Below are 20182 nucleotides of genomic sequence, written 5' to 3' on the forward strand. Positions count from 1 at the left end.
CTCGAGGTCTGTGGTGGTCGGCTTGGTGCTCACCCTGGGTCAGGGCTCCTCTCCACATGTCACGCATGTCGAATGCCGGTGCACTGAACGCCCCGGCCGTTGTCGAGCCTACCCCCGTAAGTACGTGCGTTTTTTCGAGTCATTCCAGACTGCCGGGAGTGTCGCGGATCCGCCTCCCCACTGGGTCGTTCCGTGTTCGGCAACTGAATACGGAGCCGCTCGTACGAGTGCTCAATCGAGTGCCACCGGGCTCTTCGGACGGTGCCGCCCAACACGACCCCACCCCCGCGAATGTCGGGGTATGGGCAACGTCTACAGTGGCGTGGTACGCGCGGGCCTTTACCGAGACTTCACACGGCTGAGGCTTGCTGGGATGTCTCTGTAGGGGTGTGCGTGACGGCCGTCGAATCCCGTCCAGCGGGGGTACTCGGTGCGAGCCAGAGGCCGAGCCACCGGCCGTTCGGGGCCCGTGTCAAGGCGTTCGTAGCTCTGACCAAGCCTCGGATCATCGAGCTGCTGCTCATCACCACGGTCCCGGTGATGTTCCTGGCCCAGCAGGGTGTCCCGGACCTGACGCTGGTGCTGCTCACCTGCGTGGGCGGTTACCTCTCCGCGGGCGGCGCCAACGCGCTGAACATGTACATCGACCGTGACATCGACGCCCTGATGGACCGCACCTCGCAGCGCCCGCTGGTCACCGGCATGGTCAGCCCGCGTGAGTGCCTGGCCTTCGGCATCACCCTCGCGGTCGTCTCGACGCTGCTGTTCGGCCTCACCGTCAACTGGCTCTCGGCCTGGCTGTCACTCGGGGCGCTCCTCTTCTACGTCGTCGTCTACACGATGATCCTCAAGCGCCGTACGTCGCAGAACATCGTGTGGGGCGGCATCGCGGGCTGTCTGCCGGTGCTCATCGGCTGGTCCTCCGTCACGAACTCCCTGTCCTGGGCGCCGGTCATCCTCTTCCTGGTCATGTTCTTCTGGACGCCGCCGCACTACTGGCCGCTGTCCATGAAGGTCAAGGAGGACTACGCGCGCGTGGGTGTGCCGATGCTGCCGGTCGTCGCCTCCAACAAGGTGGTCGCCAAGCAGATCGTGATCTACAGCTGGGTGATGGTCGCGGTGTCGCTGCTGCTGACCCCGCTCGGCTACACCGGCCCGTTCTACACGGCGGTCGCGCTGCTGGCCGGCGGCTTCTGGCTGTGGGAGGCGCACGGCCTGCAGAACCGGGCCAAGGCCGAGGTGACCGGCGTCAAGCTCAAGGAGATGCGGCTGTTCCACTGGTCGATCACCTATGTGTCGATCCTCTTCGTGGCGGTCGCGGTGGACCCCTTCCTGCGGTAGGTCCCCCCGACGCCTCCGGCGGCCGGGGTGCGTGGTCAAGGCCACGCACCCCGGCCGTCGCCGTTTGATCTACCCGTCGGTAGCATCCTGGCCATGGCAGACACGCAGCAGACGGACCCCAAGGCCGAGCGCAAGGTGACCCGGCTCGCCCAGCAGATCAGCGGCTTCTCCAAGGCACACGGCGGCGCCGAGGGCCAGGTCGCGTACATCGGGGAGCGCGGCGCCCGGATCGTCCTCGTCGGTGAGGACGGCGCCTGGGGCGACCTCGTCGCACCCTCCTACGCCATCGCCGAGCAGGCAGTGGCGAAGGCCGGCATCACCGTTCACGAGGACTTCGACGGAGAGTTCGCGGCCAAGGTGAAGACGGGACCGTACGAGTGGAGCCGCATGGCGGGCATCCAGGTCGGCGGCCCGAGCAACGACTGAGACCGGCCGGCCGTTCACACGGGGTGTGTCCCTCCAACACCTAGTGCCGGGTTCACCCGTTAGGACCTGTGAAGGACAGAGTCCCAGCGCGGGGAGCCCGGATGATCGAGACGCCGTCCCTCGTGGACCAGTACTGCCACGGGGTGCTGAGAACGGAGCTGGGCCTCGGCACCTTCGAGGCCCAGCTGGCCCGGACGGAGGGGCCGCCCGCACCGGGTACGACACTCTTCGACACCCAGACCGGGTTCGCCGTACGCCGCTGGTGCCCGCCCCTGCTCGGTCTGGAGCCGCACTGTCCGCCGGCCCGCTATCTCGCCCGGCGCCGTGAACTCGGCGTGCTGGAATCGGGCCGCAGGCTGCTGCGGGGCAGCGGGATCACCACCTATCTGGTCGACACCGGGCTGCCCGGCGACCTGACCGGGCCGGTGGAGATGGCGTCCACGGCGGCGGCCGAGGCCCGCGAGGTCGTGCGCCTCGAACTCCTGGCCGAACAGGTCGCCGACACCTCCGGCACCGTCGAGTCCTTCCTCGCCAACCTCGCCGAGTCGGTGCACGGCGCCGCGACCGGAGCGGTGGCCTTCACCTCCGTGGCGGGCGTACGGCACGGCCTCGCGCTCGCCCCCGAGCCACCCGGGCCCGGAGAGGTGCGCGGCGCCGCCGGCCGCTGGCTCGCCGGGCGCCGGGTGGGCGGGGAGCTGAGCGATCCGGTGCTGCTGCGGCACCTGCTGTGGATCGCCGTCGCCTCCGGCCTGCCACTCCAGCTGCACGCCGGACTGGGCGAACCGGGGCTGCGCATCGACCGGACGGATCCCGTGCTGCTCACGGACTTCGTCCGGGCCACGGCCGGCCTGGGCACGGACCTCGTCCTGCTGCACGGCTATCCGTACCACCGGCACGCCGCCCATCTCGCCGGGGTCTTCCCGCACGTGTACGCCGACTCGGGCGCCGCGCTGGTGCGGACCGGGGCCAGGGCCGCCACCGTCCTCGCGGAGATCCTGGAACTCGCCCCGTTCGGCAAGATCCTCTTCTCCAGCGGCGCCCAGGGCCTGCCCGAGTTGCACGTGGTGGGGGCGCGGCTGTTCCGGGAGGCGCTGGGCCGGGTGCTGGGCACCTGGGTCGCCGAGGGAGCCTGGTCGCTGGCGGACGCCCAGCGGGTGGCGGGACTGATCGCGGCGGGGAACGCCCGGCGGGTGTACGGGCTGGAGTGAGCCGGGGCGGCTACGGCCGGGCTGGAGTGAGCGGGGGGCTACGGCCCGGGCTGTGGAGTGAGCCGGGGGGCTACGGCCGGGGGCTCACGCCCGCGTCAGCGCCGCCTCGCTCGTAGGCCCCGGTACCTCGGCCGCCGTCTCCGGCCGCTGACGCAGCGACAGCAGCACGCGGACGACCGCGATCCACACCAGGGCCGAGCCGAGCATGTGCAGGCCGACCAGGATCTCGGGGAGGTCGGTGAAGTACTGGACGTACCCGAGGACGCCCTGCGCCAGCAGGATGAGGAACAGGTCGCGGGTGCGGGCCAGGGGGGCCTTCGGGGCGTCGACCGCCTTGAGGACGAACCACAGGGCGAACGTCAGCGACACCACGATCCAGGCCAGCACGGCGTGCACCTTGGTCACGGTCTCCCAGTCGAGCGGCATCCGCTCGACCTCGCTGGAGTCGCCCGCGTGCGGCCCCGCTCCGGTGACGACCGTGCCGACCAGGATCAGCAGGACGGAGGCCGCGACCAGGAACCACACCAGCTGCTGCACCGCCTTGCCGACCAGCGGGCGGGGCGTTCCGTCGCCCTCCCGGGTGCGCTGCCACATCACCGTGGCGACCGCGATCAGGGCCGACGTCGCCACGAAGTGCGCGGCGACCGTGTAGGGGTTCAGGCCGACGAGGACCACGATGCCGCCGAGGATCGCGTTGCTCATCACGATCCAGAACTGCACCCAGCCCAGCCGGGTCAGCCCACGCCGGGCCGGCTTCTCGGAGCGCGCGGCGATGATCGCCCAGCCGACCGCGGCGCACAGCACGTAGGTCAGCATGCGGTTGCCGAACTCGATGGCGCCGTGGAAGCCCATCTCGCTGGTGGCGGTGAGCGAGTCGGCGGTGCACTTGGGCCAGGTCGGGCAGCCGAGCCCGGATCCGGTGAGTCGCACGGCACCGCCGGTGACCACGATGACCACCGACATCACCAGCGCGGCGAGGGCCGCCCGCCGGACCGTCCGAGGGGTCGGGGTCCAGCGTTCGGCGATGAAGGCGAGAGGGTTGCGGAGGGCCGCCAGGGCGTCGGCACGGGTCACGTTCGGCACGCGCTCCATCGTAGGGGGCCCGCTTGTGCACGCTTTCACGAGGGTCGGCCCCCGCACCTTCTCCGTGCGTGCGGACCTACTCCCAGCGGAAGAAACGCCCCGCCGCGGCCAGCCCCACGACCGCCCACGCGGCGAGGATCGCCAGGTCGCCCCACGGCATCCCGGCACCGTGCTGGAGCACGTCGCGCAGGCCGTCCGACAGGGCCGAGATCGGCAGCAGGCCGAGGACGTCCTGGGCGCCGGAGGGGAACCTGTCGAGCGGGACGATCACCCCGCCCCCGACGAGCAGCAGCAGGAAGACCAGGTTGGCGGCGCCCAGCGTGGCCTCCGCCTTCAGGGTGCCCGCCATCAGCAGGCCCAGGCCCGAGAAGGCGGCCGTCCCGAGGACCAGCAGGAGCAGTACGGCCAGGGGGTTGCCCTGCGGCGACCAGCCCAGGGCGAAGGCGATCACCGTCAGCAGGACGATCTGGAGGACCTCCGTGACCAGCACGGCCAGCGTCTTCGCGGCCATCAGGCCCCAGCGGGGCAGCGGCGAGGAGGCGAGACGCTTGAGAACCCCGTACCGGCGCTCGAAGCCCGTCGCGATGGCCTGGCCGGTGAACGCCGTCGACATCACCGCGAGCGCCAGGACGCCGGGCGTGAGGAAGTCGACCGCCTCGCCGGCGCCCGTGTCGACGATGTCCACGGAGCTGAACAGGACGAGCAGCAGGGTGGGGATGACGACCGTCAGCAGCAGCTGCTCGCCGTTGCGCAGCAGCATCCTCGTCTCGAGCGCCGCCTGGGCGGCGATCATGCGGGGGAGCGGAGCGGCACCCGGTCGCGGTGCGTACAGGCCGGTGGTCATGAACGCAGCTCCTTGCCGGTCAGCTCCAAGAACACGTCTTCCAGGGTGTGCCGTTCGACCGAGATCCGCTCCGGCATCACGCCGTGCTGTGCGCACCAGGAGGTGACCGTCGCGAGCAGCTGGGGGTCGACCTTGCCGCCGACCCGGTAGGAGCCCGGCGTCAGCTCGGCGGCCGTGCAGTCGGCCGGGAGGGCCTTGAGGAGGGAGCCGACGTCCAGGCCGGGGCGGCCGCTGAAGCGCAGGGTGTTCTCGGCGCCACCGCGGCACAGCTCCTCGGGCGAACCCTGGGCGATGACCCGGCCGGCGTCGATGATCGCGACGTCGTCGGCGAGCTGTTCGGCCTCGTCCATGTAGTGCGTCGTGAGGATCACGGAGACGCCGTCGGCGCGCAGGTCCCGCACGAGGTCCCAGGTGGCGTGGCGGGCCTGCGGGTCGAGGCCGGCGGTGGGCTCGTCCAGGAACACCAGTTCAGGGCGGCCGACGACCGCCATGGCGAGCGCGAGCCGCTGCTGCTGGCCGCCCGACAGGCGCCGGTAGGTGGTGCGGCCGCAACCGCCGAGTCCCAGGCGTTCGATGAGCGCGTCCACGTCCAGCGGGTGGGCGTGCAGCCTGGCGACGTGCCGCAGCATCTCGTCCGCCCGCGCGCCCGAGTAGACGCCGCCGGACTGGAGCATGACGCCGATCCGGGGGTTCAGGGCACGGGACTGTCTCACCGGGTCGAGGCCCAGGACGCGTACCGTGCCGGAGTCCGGCTTCCGGTAGCCCTCGCAGGTCTCGACCGTCGTCGTCTTGCCCGCGCCGTTGGGGCCGAGTACGGCGGTCACGCCCGCCCGGGCCACCAGGTCGAGGCCGTCCACCGCGGTCTTCGTGCCGTACCGCTTCACCAGGGCCTGGACCTGGACCACGGGCTCACTTCGCATGGGTCCAGAGTCTAGGTTCGCGGGCCGGGCCCGAGACGGGCGGGTGCGAGATCTCCACTCCGGCCTCCCGCGGGGGGCCTCAGACCTCCTCCTCACGCGACCGGTGCAGCGCCAGCCAGCGCTGCGCGTACGCCACCGCGTCCACCACCGGGAACAGCCGTACGTCGGCCGCCCCCACCTGTCCCCGGACGACGCGGCGGTCCCGTTCGAAGTCGTGGCCCAGCTCGTCGAACCGGTCCGAGGTGATCGACACCTCGGTCACCACCTCCCAGCCGGCCGGGCCCGGGCGGCCCACCTTCACGCGTGGTGACGGGATGCGGTACTCGGCCAGGTGGAAGGCGGTGCACGTGGCGTAGCCGGCGCCCAGCAGGAGGATCCGGGCGCCGAGCGCCTCCAGCCGGGCGAGCGGGCTGTGCTCGCCCAGCTGGCAGTCCGGGGCGTGTCCGCCGGTCACCTCCGCCGCGCGGGGGCCGAGCGCCGCGAACGAGGTCTGGGGGTGCGCGCTGCGCAGGGCGCCCGGCCAGGTCCGTACGGTCTCCGGGATCACCCCGACCCCGCGGGAGGGCGTGACGCGGGGGTCGTAGGCGGGCATGGTGGCCCGGATGGTCTCCCACCACTCCTCGGGCACCGGCGGGTTCTCCCAGTCCGCCGGGTCCGAGAGGTCCCCGGACTGGGTCGGGACCACCAGCGTGCCCTGGGGGCCGAGCGCGTCGAGAAGTCCCCGCACGACCGCTGTGGCACCTCCGCAGACCCAGCCGAGCGAGCTGAGGGACGAGTGGACGAGGAGGGTCTCGCCGGCTCGGACACCCGAATGGCGCAGCTGGGCCGCGATGGTGTCCCGGGTGACAAGAGGGCCGGTGGGAGCGGGTGTGGGCATGGTCCCGGAGTGTCCCGGACGTGACCGCGCGGCGCCACCGATTTGATCGATCAAAGATCGTTTTCGCAGGTCAGATTAGGTAAACCTAAGTGACGTAGGGCACCGTCGCCGCGTCGGGCCGCGGCTTGCCTGCCTCAGAGGAATTACGCAACAATGGCGTTGTGAAATACGTCGGCGAGGCTCGGGAGACCCCCAAGGGGGCCGGGCAGGAGGAGCTAGCGACCGGTGAGCGCTCGACGCGCAACCGGGTCGCGCGATCCATCCTGGACCACGGGCCCTCGACCGTGACCGAGCTGGCCGGACGCCTCGGGCTCACCCCGGCGGCGGTACGCCGGCATCTGGACGCACTGGTCGCCGACGATGTCGTCGAGGCCCGGGAGCAGCGGGTCTACGGAGCGCGGACGCGCGGCCGGCCCGCCAAGGTCTTCGCTCTCACCGACTGCGGCCGCGACGCCTTCGACCAGTCCTACGACAAGCTGGCCGCGGACGCCCTGCGTTTCATCCAGGAGCGGTTCGGCGGGGACGAGGCGGTCGTCGCCTTCGCCCGCGCGAGGATCGCCGAGCAGGCCACCGCGTACCGCGCGGCCGTCGAGGCCGCCGCCCCCGAAGAGCGGACCGAAGCCCTGGCCAAGGCCCTGAGCGCGGACGGGTACGCTGCTACGGCGCGAAGCGCACCGGTCGGCGAGCAGCTCTGCCAGCACCACTGCCCGGTGGCCCACGTCGCGGAAAAGTTCCCGCAGCTCTGCGAGGCGGAGACCGAGATCTTCTCCCAGCTGCTCGGCACCCACGTCCAGCGACTGGCGACCATCGCGCACGGCGACGGCGTCTGCACGACGTTCATCCCCAAGATTTCCCACACCACTGATAACGCATCTGCAAGCACGGCCGGGAGGAACCCCGCATGACTCTCCCCACGGAGACTGCCCACCCCGAGCTCGAGGGACTGGGTAAGTACGAATACGGCTGGGCCGACTCCGACACGGCCGGCGCCTCTGCCAAGCGCGGCATCAACGAGGACGTCGTCCGCGACATCTCGGCGAAGAAGAGCGAGCCGGAGTGGATGACCAAGCTCCGCCTCAAGGGCCTGCGCCTGTTCGACAAGAAGCCCATGCCGAACTGGGGCTCGGACCTGTCGGGCATCGACTTCGACAACATCAAGTACTTCGTACGCTCCACGGAGAAGCAGGCGGAGTCCTGGGAGGACCTGCCCGAGGACATCAAGAACACGTACGACAAGCTCGGCATCCCGGAGGCGGAGAAGCAGCGCCTCGTCGCCGGTGTCGCGGCCCAGTACGAGTCCGAGGTCGTCTACCACCAGATCCGCGAGGACCTGGAGGAGCAGGGCGTCATCTTCCTCGACACCGACACCGCCCTGAAGGAGCACCCGGAGCTCTTCAAGGAGTACTTCGGCACCGTCATCCCGGTCGGGGACAACAAGTTCGCCTCCCTGAACACCGCCGTGTGGTCGGGCGGCTCCTTCATCTACGTGCCGCCGGGCGTCCACGTGGAGATCCCGCTCCAGGCCTACTTCCGTATCAACACGGAGAACATGGGCCAGTTCGAGCGGACCCTGATCATCGTCGACGAGGGTGCCTACGTGCACTACGTCGAGGGTTGTACGGCCCCGATCTACAAGTCGGACTCGCTGCACAGCGCGGTCGTCGAGATCATCGTCAAGAAGAACGCCCGCTGCCGTTACACGACCATCCAGAACTGGTCGAACAACGTCTACAACCTGGTCACCAAGCGCGCCGTGGCGTACGAGGGCGCGACCATGGAGTGGATCGACGGCAACATCGGCTCCAAGGTGACGATGAAGTACCCGGCCGTCTACCTGATGGGCGAGCACGCCAAGGGCGAGACCCTCTCCATCGCCTTCGCGGGCGAGGGGCAGCACCAGGACGCCGGCTCCAAGATGGTCCACATGGCGCCGAACACCTCGTCCAACATCGTCTCCAAGTCGGTGGCGCGCGGCGGCGGCCGTACGTCCTACCGCGGTCTCGTCGAGATCGGCGAGGGTGCCCACGGCTCCAAGTCGAACGTGCTGTGCGACGCGCTGCTCGTCGACACGATCTCCCGCTCCGACACGTACCCCTACGTGGACGTCCGCGAGGACGACGTGTCCATGGGACACGAGGCGACCGTCTCCAAGGTCTCCGAGGACCAGCTCTTCTACCTGATGAGCCGTGGTCTGACCGAGTTCGAGGCGATGGCCATGATCGTGCGCGGCTTCGTCGAGCCGATCGCGAAGGAGCTGCCGATGGAGTACGCCCTGGAGCTCAACCGGCTGATCGAGCTGCAGATGGAAGGCGCGGTCGGCTAAGACCCGCCTCCACAGCAGCCAGCGAATTTCTGACGTAGGAAGAGAGCAGACCGACAGCCATGGCTGAGGCTCAGAACATCCCGGTGGGGTCCACCACCGCCGGCCAGATCGCGGTGGCCGCCGAGTCGACCGTCGCCACGCGCATGAGCGCGCCCCCCTCCTTCGACGTGCGGGACTTCCCGGTCCCGCACGGCCGTGAGGAGGAGTGGCGGTTCACCCCGCTGGAGCGGCTGCGCGGCCTGCACGACGGCACCGCGGTCGCCACCGGCGACGGCCTGAAGGTCGACATCGTGGCGCCCGAGGGCGTCGTCGTGGAGACCGTCGGCCGTGACGACGCCCGCCTCGGCAAGGCGGGCACTCCGGTGGACCGCGTCGCCGCCCAGGCCTACTCGGCGTTCGAGAAGGCCGGCGTGATCACCGTCCCCAAGGAGACGGTCCTCGCCGAGCCGATCCGCATCGCCGTGCACGGCGAGGGCGGCACCGCCTACGCCCACCAGGTCGTCGAGCTCGGAGCCTTCGCCGAGGCCGTCGTCGTCATCGACCACACCGGTGACGCCGTGCTCGCCGCCAACGTCGACTACGTCCTCGGGGACGGCGCCAAGCTGACCGTCGTCTCCGTCCAGGACTGGGACGACAAGGCCGTGCACGTGGGCCAGCACAACGCGCTCATCGGCCGGGACGCCACGTTCAAGTCGTTCGTGGTCACCTTCGGCGGCGACCTCGTGCGCCTGCACCCGCGCGTCGCCTACGCCGGCACCGGCGGCGAGGCCGAGCTCTTCGGCCTGTACTTCACGGACGCCGGCCAGCACCAGGAGCACCGGCTCCTCGTCGACCACAACACCCCGCACTGCAAGTCGAACGTCGCCTACAAGGGCGCGCTCCAGGGCGAGGGCGCCCACGCGGTGTGGATCGGCGACGTGCTCATCGAGGCCAAGGCCGAGGGCACCGACACGTACGAGATGAACCGGAACCTGGTGCTGACCGACGGCGCCCGGGTCGACTCCGTGCCGAACCTGGAGATCGAGACCGGCGAGATCGTCGGCGCCGGCCACGCCTCGGCGACCGGCCGCTTCGACGACGAGCAGCTCTTCTACCTGATGGCCCGCGGCATCCCTGCCGACGAGGCCCGTCGCCTGGTGGTCCGCGGCTTCTTCGCCGAGCTCGTCCAGCAGATCGGCGTCGACGACATCGAAGAGCGGCTTCTCGTGAAGATCGACGAGGAGCTGGAGGCGTCGGTCTGATGGCTGACTCTGCGACGTTCCTACGCGCCTGCGGGCTGAGCGAGCTGGAGGAGGACACCCCCAAGAGGGTGGAACTCGACGGCACGCCGGTCTCGGTCGTGCAGACCGAGGGGGAGGTGTTCGCGATCCACGACATCTGCTCGCACGCGAACGTCTCGCTCTCCGAGGGCGAGGTGGAGGACTGCCAGATCGAGTGCTGGCTGCACGGCTCCGCGTTCGACCTCAGAACCGGCAAACCGTCCGGCCTTCCCGCGACGCGCCCCGTTCCCGTATATCCCGTAAAGATCGAAGGGGACGATGTGCTCGTCTCCCTCTCCCAGGAGTCCTGAGGCACCCATGGCAACGCTTGAAATCCGAGACCTGCACGTCACCGTCGAGGTCGAGAACGGCACGAAGGAAATCCTCAAGGGTGTCGACCTCACCGTGAAGCAGGGCGAGACGCACGCCATCATGGGCCCCAACGGCTCCGGCAAGTCGACCCTCGCCTACTCGCTCGCGGGACACCCGAAGTACACGATCACCGGCGGCACCGTCACCCTCGACGGCGAGGACGTCCTGGAGATGGAGGTCGACGAGCGTGCCCGGGCCGGCCTCTTCCTGGCGATGCAGTACCCGGTCGAGGTGCCCGGCGTCTCCGTCTCCAACTTCCTGCGGACCTCCGCCACCGCGATCCGCGGCGAGGCCCCCAAGCTGCGGACCTGGGTGAAGGAGGTCAAGGGGGCCATGGAGCGTCTCAACATGGACCCCGCCTTCGCCGAGCGCAACGTGAACGAGGGCTTCTCCGGCGGTGAGAAGAAGCGCCACGAGATCCTTCAGCTGGAGCTCCTCAAGCCGAAGGTCGCGATCCTCGACGAGACCGACTCCGGCCTGGACGTCGACGCCCTGCGCGTCGTCTCCGAGGGCGTCAACCGGGTCCGCGAGACCGGCGAGGTCGGCACCCTGCTGATCACGCACTACACGCGCATCCTGCGCTACATCAAGCCCGACTTCGTCCACGTCTTCTCCGCGGGCCGGATCGTCGAGTCCGGCGGCGCCGAGCTCGCCGACAAGCTGGAGAACGAGGGTTACGAGGCATACACGAAGGGTGGCGTATCCGCGTGACGCAGCTGCCGGGCCTCCTCGACACCGAGGCGATCCGCAAGGACTTCCCCATCCTGGACCGCCAGGTCCACGACGGTCAGAAGCTCGTGTACCTGGACAACGCGGCGACCTCGCAGAAGCCGCGCCAGGTGCTCGACGCCCTCAACGAGTACTACGAGCGCTACAACGCCAACGTCCACCGCGGTGTGCATGTGCTCGCCGAGGAGGCCACGGCGCTGTACGAGGGCGCACGCGACAAGGTCGCCGCCTTCATCAACGCGCCGAGCCGCGACGAGGTGATCTTCACCAAGAACGCCTCCGAGTCGCTCAACCTCGTGGCGAACATGCTGGGCTGGGCCGACGAGCCCTACCGCGTGGACCACGAGACCGAGATCGTCATCACGGAGATGGAGCACCACTCCAACATCGTGCCGTGGCAGCTGCTGGCGCAGCGCACGGGTGCGAAGCTGAAGTGGTTCGGCCTGACCGACGACGGCCGCCTCGACCTCTCCAACATCGACGAGATCATCACGGAGAAGACGAAGATCGTCTCCTTCGTGCTGGTGTCCAACATCCTGGGCACGGTCAACCCGGTCGAGGCGATAGTGCGCCGTGCGCAGGAGGTCGGTGCGCTGGTGTGCATCGACGCCTCGCAGGCCGCCCCGCACATGCCGATGGACGTCCAGGCCCTCCAGGCCGACTTCGTGGCCTTCACCGGCCACAAGATGTGCGGCCCGACCGGCATCGGTGTCCTGTGGGGCCGTCAGGAACTCCTCGAGGACCTGCCGCCGTTCCTCGGCGGCGGCGAGATGATCGAGACGGTGTCGATGCACTCGTCGACGTACGCTCCCGCTCCGCACAAGTTCGAGGCGGGTACGCCCCCGATCGCCCAGGCGGTCGGCCTCGGCGCGGCGATCGACTACCTGTCGTCGATCGGCATGGACAAGATCCTCGCCCACGAGCACGCGCTCACCGAGTACGCGGTGAAGAAGCTCGGCGAGGTGCCCGACCTCAGGATCATCGGCCCCACCACGGCCGAGGACCGGGGCGCGGCGATCTCCTTCACGCTGGGCGACATCCACCCGCACGACGTGGGCCAGGTCCTCGACGAGCAGGGCATCGCGGTACGCGTGGGTCACCACTGCGCACGCCCCGTCTGCCTGCGCTACGGAATTCCCGCGACCACGCGAGCGTCGTTCTATCTGTACTCCACGCCGGCCGAGATCGACGCACTGGTCGACGGTCTGGAGCACGTACGGAACTTCTTCGGCTGAGGAGCTGGCTGAGTCGTGAAGCTTGATTCGATGTACCAGGAAGTCATCCTGGACCACTACAAGCACCCCCACGGGCGTGGTCTTCGGGACGGTGACGCCGAGGTGCACCACGTCAACCCGACCTGCGGCGACGAGATCACGCTGCGTGTGAGGTACGACGGCACGAAGATCGCGGACGTCTCGTACGAGGGTCAGGGCTGCTCCATCAGCCAGGCGTCGGCCTCCGTGCTGAACGACCTGCTGGTCGGCAAGGAACTGGCCGAGGCGCAGACGATCCAGGCGACCTTCCTGGAGCTGATGCAGTCCAAGGGCCGCATCGAGCCGGACGACGCGATGGAGGAGGTCCTGGAGGACGCGGTCGCGTTCGCCGGGGTCTCGAAGTACCCGGCCCGCGTGAAGTGCGCGCTGCTGAGCTGGATGGCCTGGAAGGACGCGACGGCCCAGGCCCTGGGCGAGGCCGACGCCGAAAGGAAGACGGCATGAGCGAGACCATCGAGATGAAGCCTGCCTCGGAGGAGGAGGTCCGCGAGGCGCTGTACGACGTCGTCGACCCCGAACTGGGCATCGACGTCGTCAACCTCGGCCTCATCTACGGCATCCACATCGACGACGCGAACATCGCGACCATCGACATGACCCTGACCTCGGCGGCCTGCCCGCTGACGGACGTCATCGAGGACCAGGCCAAGTCCGCCACGGACGGCATCGTCAACGAACTGCGCATCAACTGGGTCTGGATGCCGCCGTGGGGCCCGGACAAGATCACGGACGACGGGCGAGAGCAGCTGCGGGCGCTCGGCTTCAACGTCTGAGACCCACCGGCCGGTTCACCGGCACAGCGAACGGCGACGTCCCCTCGGGACGTCGCCGTTTCGTGTGCTCAGGCCAGCCCGCCGACCAGCCGGAAGGACGAGTCCGCCTGGTACAGGCCGCTGTGCTGGTACGGCTGCAGGCGCAGCTGGAAGTTCTCGTGGCGCAGGAAGCGGCCCGGGTAGTTCACCGACTCCAGCATGACCGCGCCCGGGGAGGAGGCCGTACGGGCACAGAAGGTGGCGTCCTGCTCGAAGAGGGCGGAGCCGTCGTCGTGTTCGGCACGCAGGACGAACTGACGGTGGCGCAGATACCCGCCGTCGGCCGTGGCGAAGGAGTAACAGGAGCTGTCCGCCAGGCCCTTGACCAGCTTGAAGGTGGAGTCCTCGCGGGATTCCGAGCCGCGGACCGGGTCGAGCCTGACCGCGCCGCCGCTGACGTGCCAGTAGCGGTCGGGGTAGTTCACCGAGCGGACCGAACGCCAGGTCGTCGCCGGCGGCTTCGGATTGGCCGAACCGGGCTGCGTGCTCGGAGACTTGGGCGGATCGGCGGGTCGGGTCACGGAGGCCGAGCCCTGGGGCTCGGGGGCGCTCGTGGTGGTCCGGGCGGACGGTGAGGAGCGCTTCGTGGCGGGGGGCGACCCGTCACTCGGGGCCGGGGTGGGGTACGAGATCAGGCCGGGGCCGCTGGGAACCGCGGCGCCCGCCTGGTCCTTCTTGGGTGACGGGTCGCCGGGCTGCTGCTCCGTCACGGTGATCGCCGTGACGCACGCGGCGACCGTGGCTATCGCCAACGCTCCGGCCAGCCACAGACGTCGGGTTCCCGGCACCCGGGTGGCGTCCGGTGACCAGCCGCTCTCCCATGGCTGATGCTGCGGAGGCCGGGACTTGCTTTTTGGCATGCGCTATTCCTCCGGCGGGCACCCGGGATGACGGCTGCGGCCGTGACGGGGAGGTATGTGAACGGTGAAACACTAGTGGAGCCCGTCAACTCGCGGCAGCCGTTTCGGTGAGCCGTTTCCGCTCCCACGGGATTCACACCGCCCCCTGTGTTCACATCCCGTTCTCTTCGCCTCTCCCTTCGTACGGCCCGGTGCCGGCGCACCCGCGCGATGTGTACGCTCGTACACATGGGTTACCTGTTGCTCGCCGGGGCCATCGCCGCAGAGGTCGGCGCGACCACCGCCATGAAGTACACCGACGGCTTCAGCAGGCTGGTGCCCTCGCTGCTGACCGTGCTCGGCTACGTCGTCTCCTTCGCGCTGCTCGCCCAGACGCTGCGGACGATCTCCGTCGGCACCGCGTACGCGATCTGGGCCGGGGCCGGCACCGCGGCCATCGCCACCATCGGGATCGTGTTCCTCGGCGAGGGGATGACCGTGGCCAAGGCCACCGGGATCGCGCTGATCATCGCCGGTGTGGTGGTGCTGAACCTGGGCGGGGCCCACTGATGGCCCGCCGCTACGACCCCGAGCGACGCCAGCGGATCATCGACGCGGCGATCCGCGTCGTCGGGGAGAAGGGGCTCGCCGGGCTGAGCCACCGCTCCGTCGCCGCCGAGGCCGATGTGCCGCTCGGCTCCACGACGTACCACTTCAGGACGCTCGACGAGCTGATGGTCGCGGCGCTGCGTCAGGCCAACGAGGGTTTCGCCCAGGTGATCGCCGCCCGCGGCCGTCTCGCCGACCCGGGCACCGACCTGGCCGCCGAACTCGCCGGCCTCCTCGGCGAATGGCTGGCCGGCGACCGCACCGGCGTCGAGCTGGAGTACGAGCTCTATCTCGCCGCCCTGCGCCGCCCCGCCCTGCGCCCCGTCGCCGCCGAATGGGCCGACGACCTCGCCACCCGGCTCGCCACCCGCACCGACCCGGTCACCGCGCGGGCCCTGGTCGCCATGACGGACGGGATCTGCCTGCAGGTACTGCTCACGGGGGCGCGATACGACGAGGAGTCCGCCCGGGAGATGCTGGCGAGGGTGATCGACGCGGGAGCGTGAGCCGGGGTCGGCCAGGGTGGACGCCCGGGGTCCGGGCGGTGGCCCGAGCCGAGGACGCCGCCGACACTACAGGGAACCCTCCTGTCCGCCTTCCGGGGGAGCGCCGGCGGATACCGCGACGAGGTGCTCCTCGACCCGGACACCTCGGGGGCCCCACGTCGTGCCGCTTGCCGACGTGCATCCGGTGCCGGCTCCGATCGGCGCGACCTCCACTCAAGTTACCGGTCGGTGGCGCTGCACGGCGGCGCCGGGTGGGCCGAGGGAGACGTCGTGGGAGACGGCGTGCTCGGCGGCGCACGGCTCGCGTCGGCGGTGGTCGACGGGAGGGGCCGACGGCCGTGAGCACGGTGTGAACCGCCGGCGGCAGGTGTGACCGGCACCTGAGACGGGGTGTGTACCGGTTCGCCCGGGCGGGGGCCGCCACGTTAGTTTGCCCTTATGACCGACACGACTGCTCTTCGTACCACCGGCGCCGTGGCCGCCGGACTTGCCACCATCGCCGCCGACGGCACCGTTCTCGACACCTGGTTCCCCGCGCCCGAGCTCGCCGGCGAGGCCGGCCCGTCCGGCACCGAGCGCCTGTCCGCCGAGCGGGCCGTGGAGCTGCTCGGCGACGGCGCCGCGAAGGCGATCGGTCCGGACGCCCGCCGGGGCGTCGAGGTGGTCGCGGTCCGCACGGTCATCGGCTCCCTCGACGACAAGCCCATCGACGCCCACGACGTCTACCTGCGCCTGCACCTGCTCTCGCACCGCCTGGTCCAGCCGCACGGCCAGAGCCTGGACGGCATGTTCGGCTTCCTCGCCAACGTCGCCTGGACCTCCCTCGGCCCGGTCGCCGTGGACGACGTCGAGAAGGTGCGGCTGAACGCCCGCGCCGAGGGCCTGCACCTCCAGGTGACGTCCGTCGACAAGTTCCCGCGGATGACGGACTACGTCGCCCCGAAGGGTGTCCGGATCGCCGACGCCGACCGGGTGCGGCTCGGCGCGCACCTCGCCGCGGGCACCACCGTCATGCACGAGGGCTTCGTGAACTTCAACGCCGGCACGCTCGGTACGTCGATGGTCGAGGGCCGTATCTCCGCGGGCGTCGTGGTCGGCGACGGCTCGGACATCGGCGGCGGCGCCTCCACCATGGGCACCCTCTCCGGCGGCGGCAACGTCCGTATCACCATCGGCGAGCGCTGCCTCATCGGCGCCGAGGCGGGCGTCGGTATCGCGCTCGGCGACGAGTGCGTGGTCGAGGCCGGGCTCTACGTCACCGCGGGCACCCGGGTCACCATGCCCGACGGCCAGATCGTCAAGGCGCGCGAGCTGTCCGGCGCCTCCAACATCCTCTTCCGCCGCAACTCGGTCACGGGCGCGGTCGAGGCCCGTCCGAACAACGCGGTGTGGGGCGGCCTGAACGAGATCCTGCACAGCCACAACTGAGCCCTCCAAGATCACGTACGGGTTGCTCAGCGTGACCTCGTGGTGGTTTCGGCAGATGAACGGTTGGACGCAGTGTCCGATCAGACGCCGAAACGACGAACGAGGGGCCGTGCAATGACGAACGAGCGGGCGAGGACCGTGGCGCGTTGGCTGTCCGGGGCGCTGACCCTGGCGGCGGTGTACGGGATGCCGGCAGGGGCCGCCTACGCCGACGAGACCAACAGCGCCTCGCACAACGGCCCGCGGATCGGACTGGTCAACGTGGGCCAGGTGGACGATCCGATGGAGGACGTACTGGAGCACGTGCTGCTGATCGGCGACGGGCACGCCTGGAACTGATCGCGCCCGCTGTGGGACCGGGGCCCGTACCGCACGCCTGTGCGGTACGGGCCCCGGTCCTTCCTGTTTTCTCCCCGCCGGAAACTTTTTTCGCGGGGGTGGCATAGCGGAGGGGGCCCGCACGCGTCATCAGGGGCAACGGGGCGGGTCATCGGTACCGCCGGGGAAGAGAAGGTGACGATGAATGCCGAAAGGCTGGACAGTTTCCGGGAGTTCGTGGACACCAGGTCTTCGGCGCTGCTGAAGACCGCCGTGCTGCTCTGCGGGGGAGACCAGCACGCCGGCGAGGACCTTCTGCAGACGGCCCTGGTCAAGGCGGCGGGCAGATGGCAGCGGATCGACGAGCCCGAGGCCTACGTACGACGGATCCTCTACCGCCAGCAGGTCAGCCGCTGGCGGCTGAAGTGGCGCAGACGGGAGGTCAGCGTCGCCGAGCCGCCCGAGGCGGGAACGGGCGTGGCCGACGCGGCGGCCGCGGCGGAGCTGCGCCTGGTGATGCGCGAGGCGCTGTCCCGGCTCACCGCGCGCCAGCGGACCGTCCTCGTGCTGCGCTACTTCGAGGACCTGCCCGAGGCCGACGTGGCCCGGCTGCTGGGCTGCACGGTCGGCACCGTACGGTCCACCACCCATCGCTCCCTCGCCCGGCTGCGCTCGCTCGCGCCGGAGCTGGCCGCCCTGGGACCCGCCGACGCCGAACGGCGGTCGGCTCCTGACTACGCGCCGGTGGAGGTGCGGCCGTGAACGTCGACGAACTCGTGCGCGACGCCCTGCGTGAGCAGGCCGCGGAACAGGCCCCGGCGGGTGCCGGCCTCGCCGACCGGGTGCTCGCCGTCCGCCGGCGCCGCCGTACCCGACGGATCGCCGCCCTCGCCGCCGCCACAGTGGCCGTGGTCGCCGTCGCGGTGGCCGTGCCGGTGCTGGACTCGGACCGCGGCAACGACGTGCGCCCCGCGGACGTCGTACCGAAGACCGAGGTCACCGCCCATCCCGACCAGTCGCCGCCGCGCGACCTGATCGCGGCGGGGAACACCGCGCTGGCCGCGTACTACATCCCGAAGACCGTCAAGAAGACCTCCGACACCGCGGTCTACCAGCGCACCTACTGGCTGCTGAACCAGAAGACCGGTACGTACGAGAAGACCACCAAGTGGTCCTGGGTCGCCGTGGCCCCCGGCATGAAGACCGCCGCCGTCCTGGAACAGGACCTGCCCGCCTCACGGATCGGGCTGCTCGACCTGACCACCGGCAAGGTGGAGCGGTGGATCCCGGTGGATCACGGGGTCGGCGGACTCGCGTTCTCGCGCGACGGCAGCAAGCTGGTCGCGACGACGTACGGGGAGAACCCCGACCTGCGGGTCAAGATGGAGGGTTCGGACGGCTGGGACCAGAAGCAGCCGTCGAGCCGCACCGGCTTCCACGTCCTCGACGTGGCCTCCGGCAAGGGCTCCTGGAGCGAGGTCGCGCTCGGGAGCGAGAACGACCCCGACGAGCCCATGGGCGGCGGCTTCCTCAACTCCCGCCAGGACTTCGCCCTCACCGGCGACGGCACGCACGTCTGGGCCGGGCACCCGATGGGGGACATCGGCAAGCAGTTCTTCGACCTCTCGGGCGCCGAGGTCTCCGTGCCGGCGAAGGACAAGTACCTGGAGTGGTACGTCGAAGCGGGCAAGTCGCCCGACGGCAGGCTCGTCGCCGGCCAGTTCGCGGGCGAGAAGTGGAAGACCTCCTCCTGGGTCGTCGACGCCGTGACCGGGAAGCGGACCGAGGTGCACGGGCAGCAGCTGCTCGCCTGGGTCGGCAACTCCTCGCTCGTCGCCTGGGACATCGCGAAGGGCGGCAAGAACGAGTTCCACCAGCGGCTCGTGCTGGTCACCATCGGCAGCGACAAGATCGTGCCGCTCAGCGACTTCCGCAAGGGCAGCGACGGGGACGCCGGGCGCTGGGAGCCCGTCTTCGCCGAGCGCTGATCAGGCGGACATGAGCTGTTCGTACACCGCCAGCAGTCCGTCGGCCGTCTCACGGTCGGCGGGCCTGAACGGTGCGCGGACCGGGCCGGCCGGCAGGCCGAGTGCGTTGAGGAGGGCCTTGGCGGTGACCGCGCCGGGCAGGCCCGCCGACATCATCGCCTCGATCAGCGGGGTGGCCTGTTGTTGGAGGCGGGCGGACACGGGGGTGTCGCCCGCCTCGAACACGTCGATGACCGCGCGGATCCGGGCCGGGACGACGTTGGCGACCGTACTGACGTAACCCGCGGCGCCCACCGCGTACAGGGCGAGGTTGTGCTCGTCGCAGCCCGCGTAGTACGCCAGCTCCGTGCGGCCCAGGACCTTCTGGGTGCCGAGGAAGTCGTACGAGCAGTCCTTGACGGCGACGATCCGGGGGTGTTCGGCGAGACGGATCATGGTGTCCGGCTCGATCCGGGTGCCGGTGCGTGCCGGGATGTCGTACAGCACGATCGGCAGTCCCGACGCGTCCGCGACCGCCCGGAAGTGCGCCTCCAGCGCGTCCTGCGGGGGCCTGCTGTAGTACGGGCTGACCACCAGCAGACCGTCCGCGCCCGCCTTCTCGGCCGCCAGGGCCAGCTCGACGGTGTGCCGGGTGTCGAAGGTGCCCACACCCGCCACGACCGACGCCCGCTCGCCCACCGCCTCCCGGACGGCGGTGACCAGCGCGGCCTTCTCCGCGTTCGTGGTGGTCGGCGCCTCACCCGTCGTACCCGACAGGACGAGCCCGTCGCAGCCCTCCGTCACCAGCCGGTCGGCCAGCCGCTGGGCGCCGTCGAGGTCGAGGGCGCCCGCGTCGGTGAAGGGCGTGATCATGGCACAGAGGGCGCGGCCGAACGGGCGAGGTGTCGTCATGGGAGTAGTGTCGGTGCGACCACAGTGAAGCTCCACTTAATTCTTCTACGCGGTATGGATAAGCAAAGCTGAGAGGTTCCGGTGGTTCCGGTGGTCGGGCGGTCCGCGATGCCCTGTGTCCGCTCGGCAGGCCGT

23 protein-coding genes are annotated in these 20182 nt (G+C 70.2%); 17 read left to right on the forward strand and 6 right to left on the reverse strand.

Annotated features, from left to right (window positions below; genetic code table 11):
* The first annotated feature begins 387 nt into the window (after nt 1-387).
* The 3 genes from AQJ84_RS34965 to AQJ84_RS34975 all read left to right on the forward strand — a co-directional run bounded on the left by AQJ84_RS34965 (nt 388) and on the right by AQJ84_RS34975 (nt 2975).
* A complete protein-coding gene (locus tag AQJ84_RS34965) occupies nt 388-1341 on the forward strand; it encodes a heme o synthase (RefSeq protein ID WP_030039946.1) in 954 nt (317 codons plus the stop codon).
* A gap of 93 nt (nt 1342-1434) precedes the next feature.
* On the forward strand, nt 1435-1767 hold the full coding sequence (locus AQJ84_RS34970; RefSeq protein ID WP_030039947.1) for a hypothetical protein: 333 nt from the start codon (nt 1435-1437) through the stop codon (nt 1765-1767).
* Nucleotides 1768-1868: 101 nt separating this feature from the next.
* Nucleotides 1869-2975 (forward strand): amidohydrolase family protein, encoded by a 1107-nt coding sequence (locus tag AQJ84_RS34975; RefSeq protein WP_053190203.1) that lies wholly within the window; start codon nt 1869-1871, stop codon nt 2973-2975.
* 84 nt (nt 2976-3059) lie between these two features.
* Here the strand turns inward: AQJ84_RS34975 and AQJ84_RS34980 are convergent, their stop codons facing one another.
* From AQJ84_RS34980 to AQJ84_RS34995, 4 genes are all read right to left on the reverse strand, one after another.
* Entirely contained in the window at nt 3060-4067 is a 1008-nt protein-coding gene (locus tag AQJ84_RS34980; protein WP_051869819.1) for a COX15/CtaA family protein, read from the reverse strand.
* A 67-nt stretch (nt 4068-4134) separates the two neighbouring features.
* Nucleotides 4135-4902, reverse strand: coding sequence for an ABC transporter permease (locus AQJ84_RS34985; protein WP_030039949.1), 768 nt, complete (start codon nt 4900-4902; stop codon nt 4135-4137).
* Nucleotides 4899-5822 (reverse strand): ABC transporter ATP-binding protein, encoded by a 924-nt coding sequence (locus AQJ84_RS34990; protein WP_079022589.1) that lies wholly within the window; start codon nt 5820-5822, stop codon nt 4899-4901. The genes AQJ84_RS34985 and AQJ84_RS34990 overlap by 4 nt, the downstream gene beginning before the upstream one ends.
* Nucleotides 5823-5901: 79 nt before the next feature.
* Nucleotides 5902-6699: an aminoglycoside N(3)-acetyltransferase gene (locus tag AQJ84_RS34995; RefSeq protein WP_030039950.1), complete on the reverse strand. Its 798-nt coding sequence runs from the start codon at nt 6697-6699 to the stop codon at nt 5902-5904.
* A gap of 161 nt (nt 6700-6860) precedes the next feature.
* On the opposite strand from AQJ84_RS34995, the gene AQJ84_RS35000 reads away from it, so the two are divergent.
* From AQJ84_RS35000 to AQJ84_RS35035, 8 genes are read left to right on the forward strand one after another with little or no spacing between them, the layout of a single operon-like run.
* Entirely contained in the window at nt 6861-7604 is a 744-nt protein-coding gene (locus AQJ84_RS35000) for a helix-turn-helix transcriptional regulator (protein WP_030039952.1), read from the forward strand.
* Nucleotides 7601-9022, forward strand: coding sequence for a Fe-S cluster assembly protein SufB (sufB, locus tag AQJ84_RS35005; RefSeq protein ID WP_007381220.1), 1422 nt, complete (start codon nt 7601-7603; stop codon nt 9020-9022). The genes AQJ84_RS35000 and sufB overlap by 4 nt, the downstream gene beginning before the upstream one ends.
* A gap of 59 nt (nt 9023-9081) precedes the next feature.
* The gene (sufD, locus tag AQJ84_RS35010) at nt 9082-10263 is read left to right on the forward strand and encodes a Fe-S cluster assembly protein SufD (protein ID WP_030039953.1); all 1182 of its coding nucleotides are present in this window, start codon (nt 9082-9084) and stop codon (nt 10261-10263) included.
* Entirely contained in the window at nt 10263-10592 is a 330-nt protein-coding gene (locus tag AQJ84_RS35015; RefSeq protein WP_030039954.1) for a non-heme iron oxygenase ferredoxin subunit, read from the forward strand. Before sufD ends, AQJ84_RS35015 begins: the two co-directional genes overlap by 1 nt.
* 7 nt (nt 10593-10599) lie before the next feature.
* Nucleotides 10600-11364: a Fe-S cluster assembly ATPase SufC gene (sufC, locus tag AQJ84_RS35020; protein WP_030039956.1), complete on the forward strand. Its 765-nt coding sequence runs from the start codon at nt 10600-10602 to the stop codon at nt 11362-11364.
* The gene (locus tag AQJ84_RS35025; protein ID WP_030039958.1) at nt 11361-12617 is read left to right on the forward strand and encodes a cysteine desulfurase; all 1257 of its coding nucleotides are present in this window, start codon (nt 11361-11363) and stop codon (nt 12615-12617) included. Before sufC ends, AQJ84_RS35025 begins: the two co-directional genes overlap by 4 nt.
* A gap of 15 nt (nt 12618-12632) precedes the next feature.
* Nucleotides 12633-13100: a Fe-S cluster assembly sulfur transfer protein SufU gene (gene sufU / locus AQJ84_RS35030; protein ID WP_030039959.1), complete on the forward strand. Its 468-nt coding sequence runs from the start codon at nt 12633-12635 to the stop codon at nt 13098-13100.
* On the forward strand, nt 13097-13429 hold the full coding sequence (locus tag AQJ84_RS35035; protein WP_030039960.1) for a metal-sulfur cluster assembly factor: 333 nt from the start codon (nt 13097-13099) through the stop codon (nt 13427-13429). Before sufU ends, AQJ84_RS35035 begins: the two co-directional genes overlap by 4 nt.
* 68 nt (nt 13430-13497) lie before the next feature.
* Here the strand turns inward: AQJ84_RS35035 and AQJ84_RS35040 are convergent, their stop codons facing one another.
* The gene (locus tag AQJ84_RS35040) at nt 13498-14328 is read right to left on the reverse strand and encodes an AbfB domain-containing protein (RefSeq protein WP_030039961.1); all 831 of its coding nucleotides are present in this window, start codon (nt 14326-14328) and stop codon (nt 13498-13500) included.
* Nucleotides 14329-14556: 228 nt separating this feature from the next.
* Here AQJ84_RS35040 and AQJ84_RS35045 point away from each other — a divergent pair, with 228 nt between their 5' ends.
* The 6 genes from AQJ84_RS35045 (at nt 14557) to AQJ84_RS35070 (ending at nt 19156) form a co-directional block, all read left to right on the forward strand.
* Nucleotides 14557-14877, forward strand: a complete 321-nt coding sequence (locus AQJ84_RS35045; protein ID WP_030039963.1) for a DMT family transporter — start codon at nt 14557-14559, stop codon at nt 14875-14877.
* Nucleotides 14877-15422: a TetR/AcrR family transcriptional regulator gene (locus AQJ84_RS35050; protein ID WP_030039964.1), complete on the forward strand. Its 546-nt coding sequence runs from the start codon at nt 14877-14879 to the stop codon at nt 15420-15422. Before AQJ84_RS35045 ends, AQJ84_RS35050 begins: the two co-directional genes overlap by 1 nt.
* A 438-nt stretch (nt 15423-15860) precedes the next feature.
* Nucleotides 15861-16850: a 2,3,4,5-tetrahydropyridine-2,6-dicarboxylate N-succinyltransferase gene (gene dapD / locus AQJ84_RS35055; RefSeq protein WP_030039965.1), complete on the forward strand. Its 990-nt coding sequence runs from the start codon at nt 15861-15863 to the stop codon at nt 16848-16850.
* A gap of 114 nt (nt 16851-16964) precedes the next feature.
* Nucleotides 16965-17189, forward strand: a complete 225-nt coding sequence (locus AQJ84_RS35060; protein WP_030039966.1) for a hypothetical protein — start codon at nt 16965-16967, stop codon at nt 17187-17189.
* Between the two features lie 180 nt (nt 17190-17369).
* Nucleotides 17370-17930, forward strand: coding sequence for a SigE family RNA polymerase sigma factor (locus AQJ84_RS35065; RefSeq protein ID WP_053190206.1), 561 nt, complete (start codon nt 17370-17372; stop codon nt 17928-17930).
* Nucleotides 17927-19156 (forward strand): hypothetical protein, encoded by a 1230-nt coding sequence (locus AQJ84_RS35070; protein ID WP_053190205.1) that lies wholly within the window; start codon nt 17927-17929, stop codon nt 19154-19156. Before AQJ84_RS35065 ends, AQJ84_RS35070 begins: the two co-directional genes overlap by 4 nt.
* On the opposite strand, the gene dapA is transcribed toward AQJ84_RS35070, so the two are convergent.
* Nucleotides 19157-20047, reverse strand: a complete 891-nt coding sequence (gene dapA / locus AQJ84_RS35075; protein WP_030039969.1) for a 4-hydroxy-tetrahydrodipicolinate synthase — start codon at nt 20045-20047, stop codon at nt 19157-19159. It abuts the gene before it with no gap.
* Nucleotides 20048-20182 lie beyond the last annotated feature (135 nt).

The sequence above is a fragment of the Streptomyces resistomycificus genome (genome assembly GCF_001514265.1).
Classification (GTDB): Bacteria; Actinomycetota; Actinomycetes; order Streptomycetales; family Streptomycetaceae; genus Streptomyces; species Streptomyces resistomycificus.

Bases quoted from the DNA above. Each gene is read 5' to 3' on its own strand.
- AQJ84_RS34970 (WP_030039947.1), top strand. From the start codon at position 1,435: ATGGCAGACACGCAGCAGACGGACCCCAAGGCCGAGCGCAAGGTGACC.
- AQJ84_RS34975 (WP_053190203.1), top strand. From the start codon at position 1,869: ATGATCGAGACGCCGTCCCTCGTGGACCAGTACTGCCACGGGGTGCTG.
- AQJ84_RS34980 (WP_051869819.1), bottom strand. From the start codon at position 4,067: ATGGAGCGCGTGCCGAACGTGACCCGTGCCGACGCCCTGGCGGCCCTC.
- AQJ84_RS34985 (WP_030039949.1), bottom strand. From the start codon at position 4,902: ATGACCACCGGCCTGTACGCACCGCGACCGGGTGCCGCTCCGCTCCCC.
- AQJ84_RS34990 (WP_079022589.1), bottom strand. From the start codon at position 5,822: ATGCGAAGTGAGCCCGTGGTCCAGGTCCAGGCCCTGGTGAAGCGGTAC.
- AQJ84_RS34995 (WP_030039950.1), bottom strand. From the start codon at position 6,699: ATGCCCACACCCGCTCCCACCGGCCCTCTTGTCACCCGGGACACCATC.
- sufB (WP_007381220.1), top strand. From the start codon at position 7,601: ATGACTCTCCCCACGGAGACTGCCCACCCCGAGCTCGAGGGACTGGGT.
- sufD (WP_030039953.1), top strand. From the start codon at position 9,082: ATGGCTGAGGCTCAGAACATCCCGGTGGGGTCCACCACCGCCGGCCAG.
- AQJ84_RS35015 (WP_030039954.1), top strand. From the start codon at position 10,263: ATGGCTGACTCTGCGACGTTCCTACGCGCCTGCGGGCTGAGCGAGCTG.
- sufC (WP_030039956.1), top strand. From the start codon at position 10,600: ATGGCAACGCTTGAAATCCGAGACCTGCACGTCACCGTCGAGGTCGAG.
- AQJ84_RS35035 (WP_030039960.1), top strand. From the start codon at position 13,097: ATGAGCGAGACCATCGAGATGAAGCCTGCCTCGGAGGAGGAGGTCCGC.
- AQJ84_RS35040 (WP_030039961.1), bottom strand. From the start codon at position 14,328: ATGCCAAAAAGCAAGTCCCGGCCTCCGCAGCATCAGCCATGGGAGAGC.
- AQJ84_RS35045 (WP_030039963.1), top strand. From the start codon at position 14,557: ATGGGTTACCTGTTGCTCGCCGGGGCCATCGCCGCAGAGGTCGGCGCG.
- AQJ84_RS35050 (WP_030039964.1), top strand. From the start codon at position 14,877: ATGGCCCGCCGCTACGACCCCGAGCGACGCCAGCGGATCATCGACGCG.
- dapD (WP_030039965.1), top strand. From the start codon at position 15,861: ATGACCGACACGACTGCTCTTCGTACCACCGGCGCCGTGGCCGCCGGA.
- AQJ84_RS35060 (WP_030039966.1), top strand. From the start codon at position 16,965: ATGACGAACGAGCGGGCGAGGACCGTGGCGCGTTGGCTGTCCGGGGCG.
- AQJ84_RS35065 (WP_053190206.1), top strand. From the start codon at position 17,370: ATGAATGCCGAAAGGCTGGACAGTTTCCGGGAGTTCGTGGACACCAGG.
- dapA (WP_030039969.1), bottom strand. From the start codon at position 20,047: ATGACGACACCTCGCCCGTTCGGCCGCGCCCTCTGTGCCATGATCACG.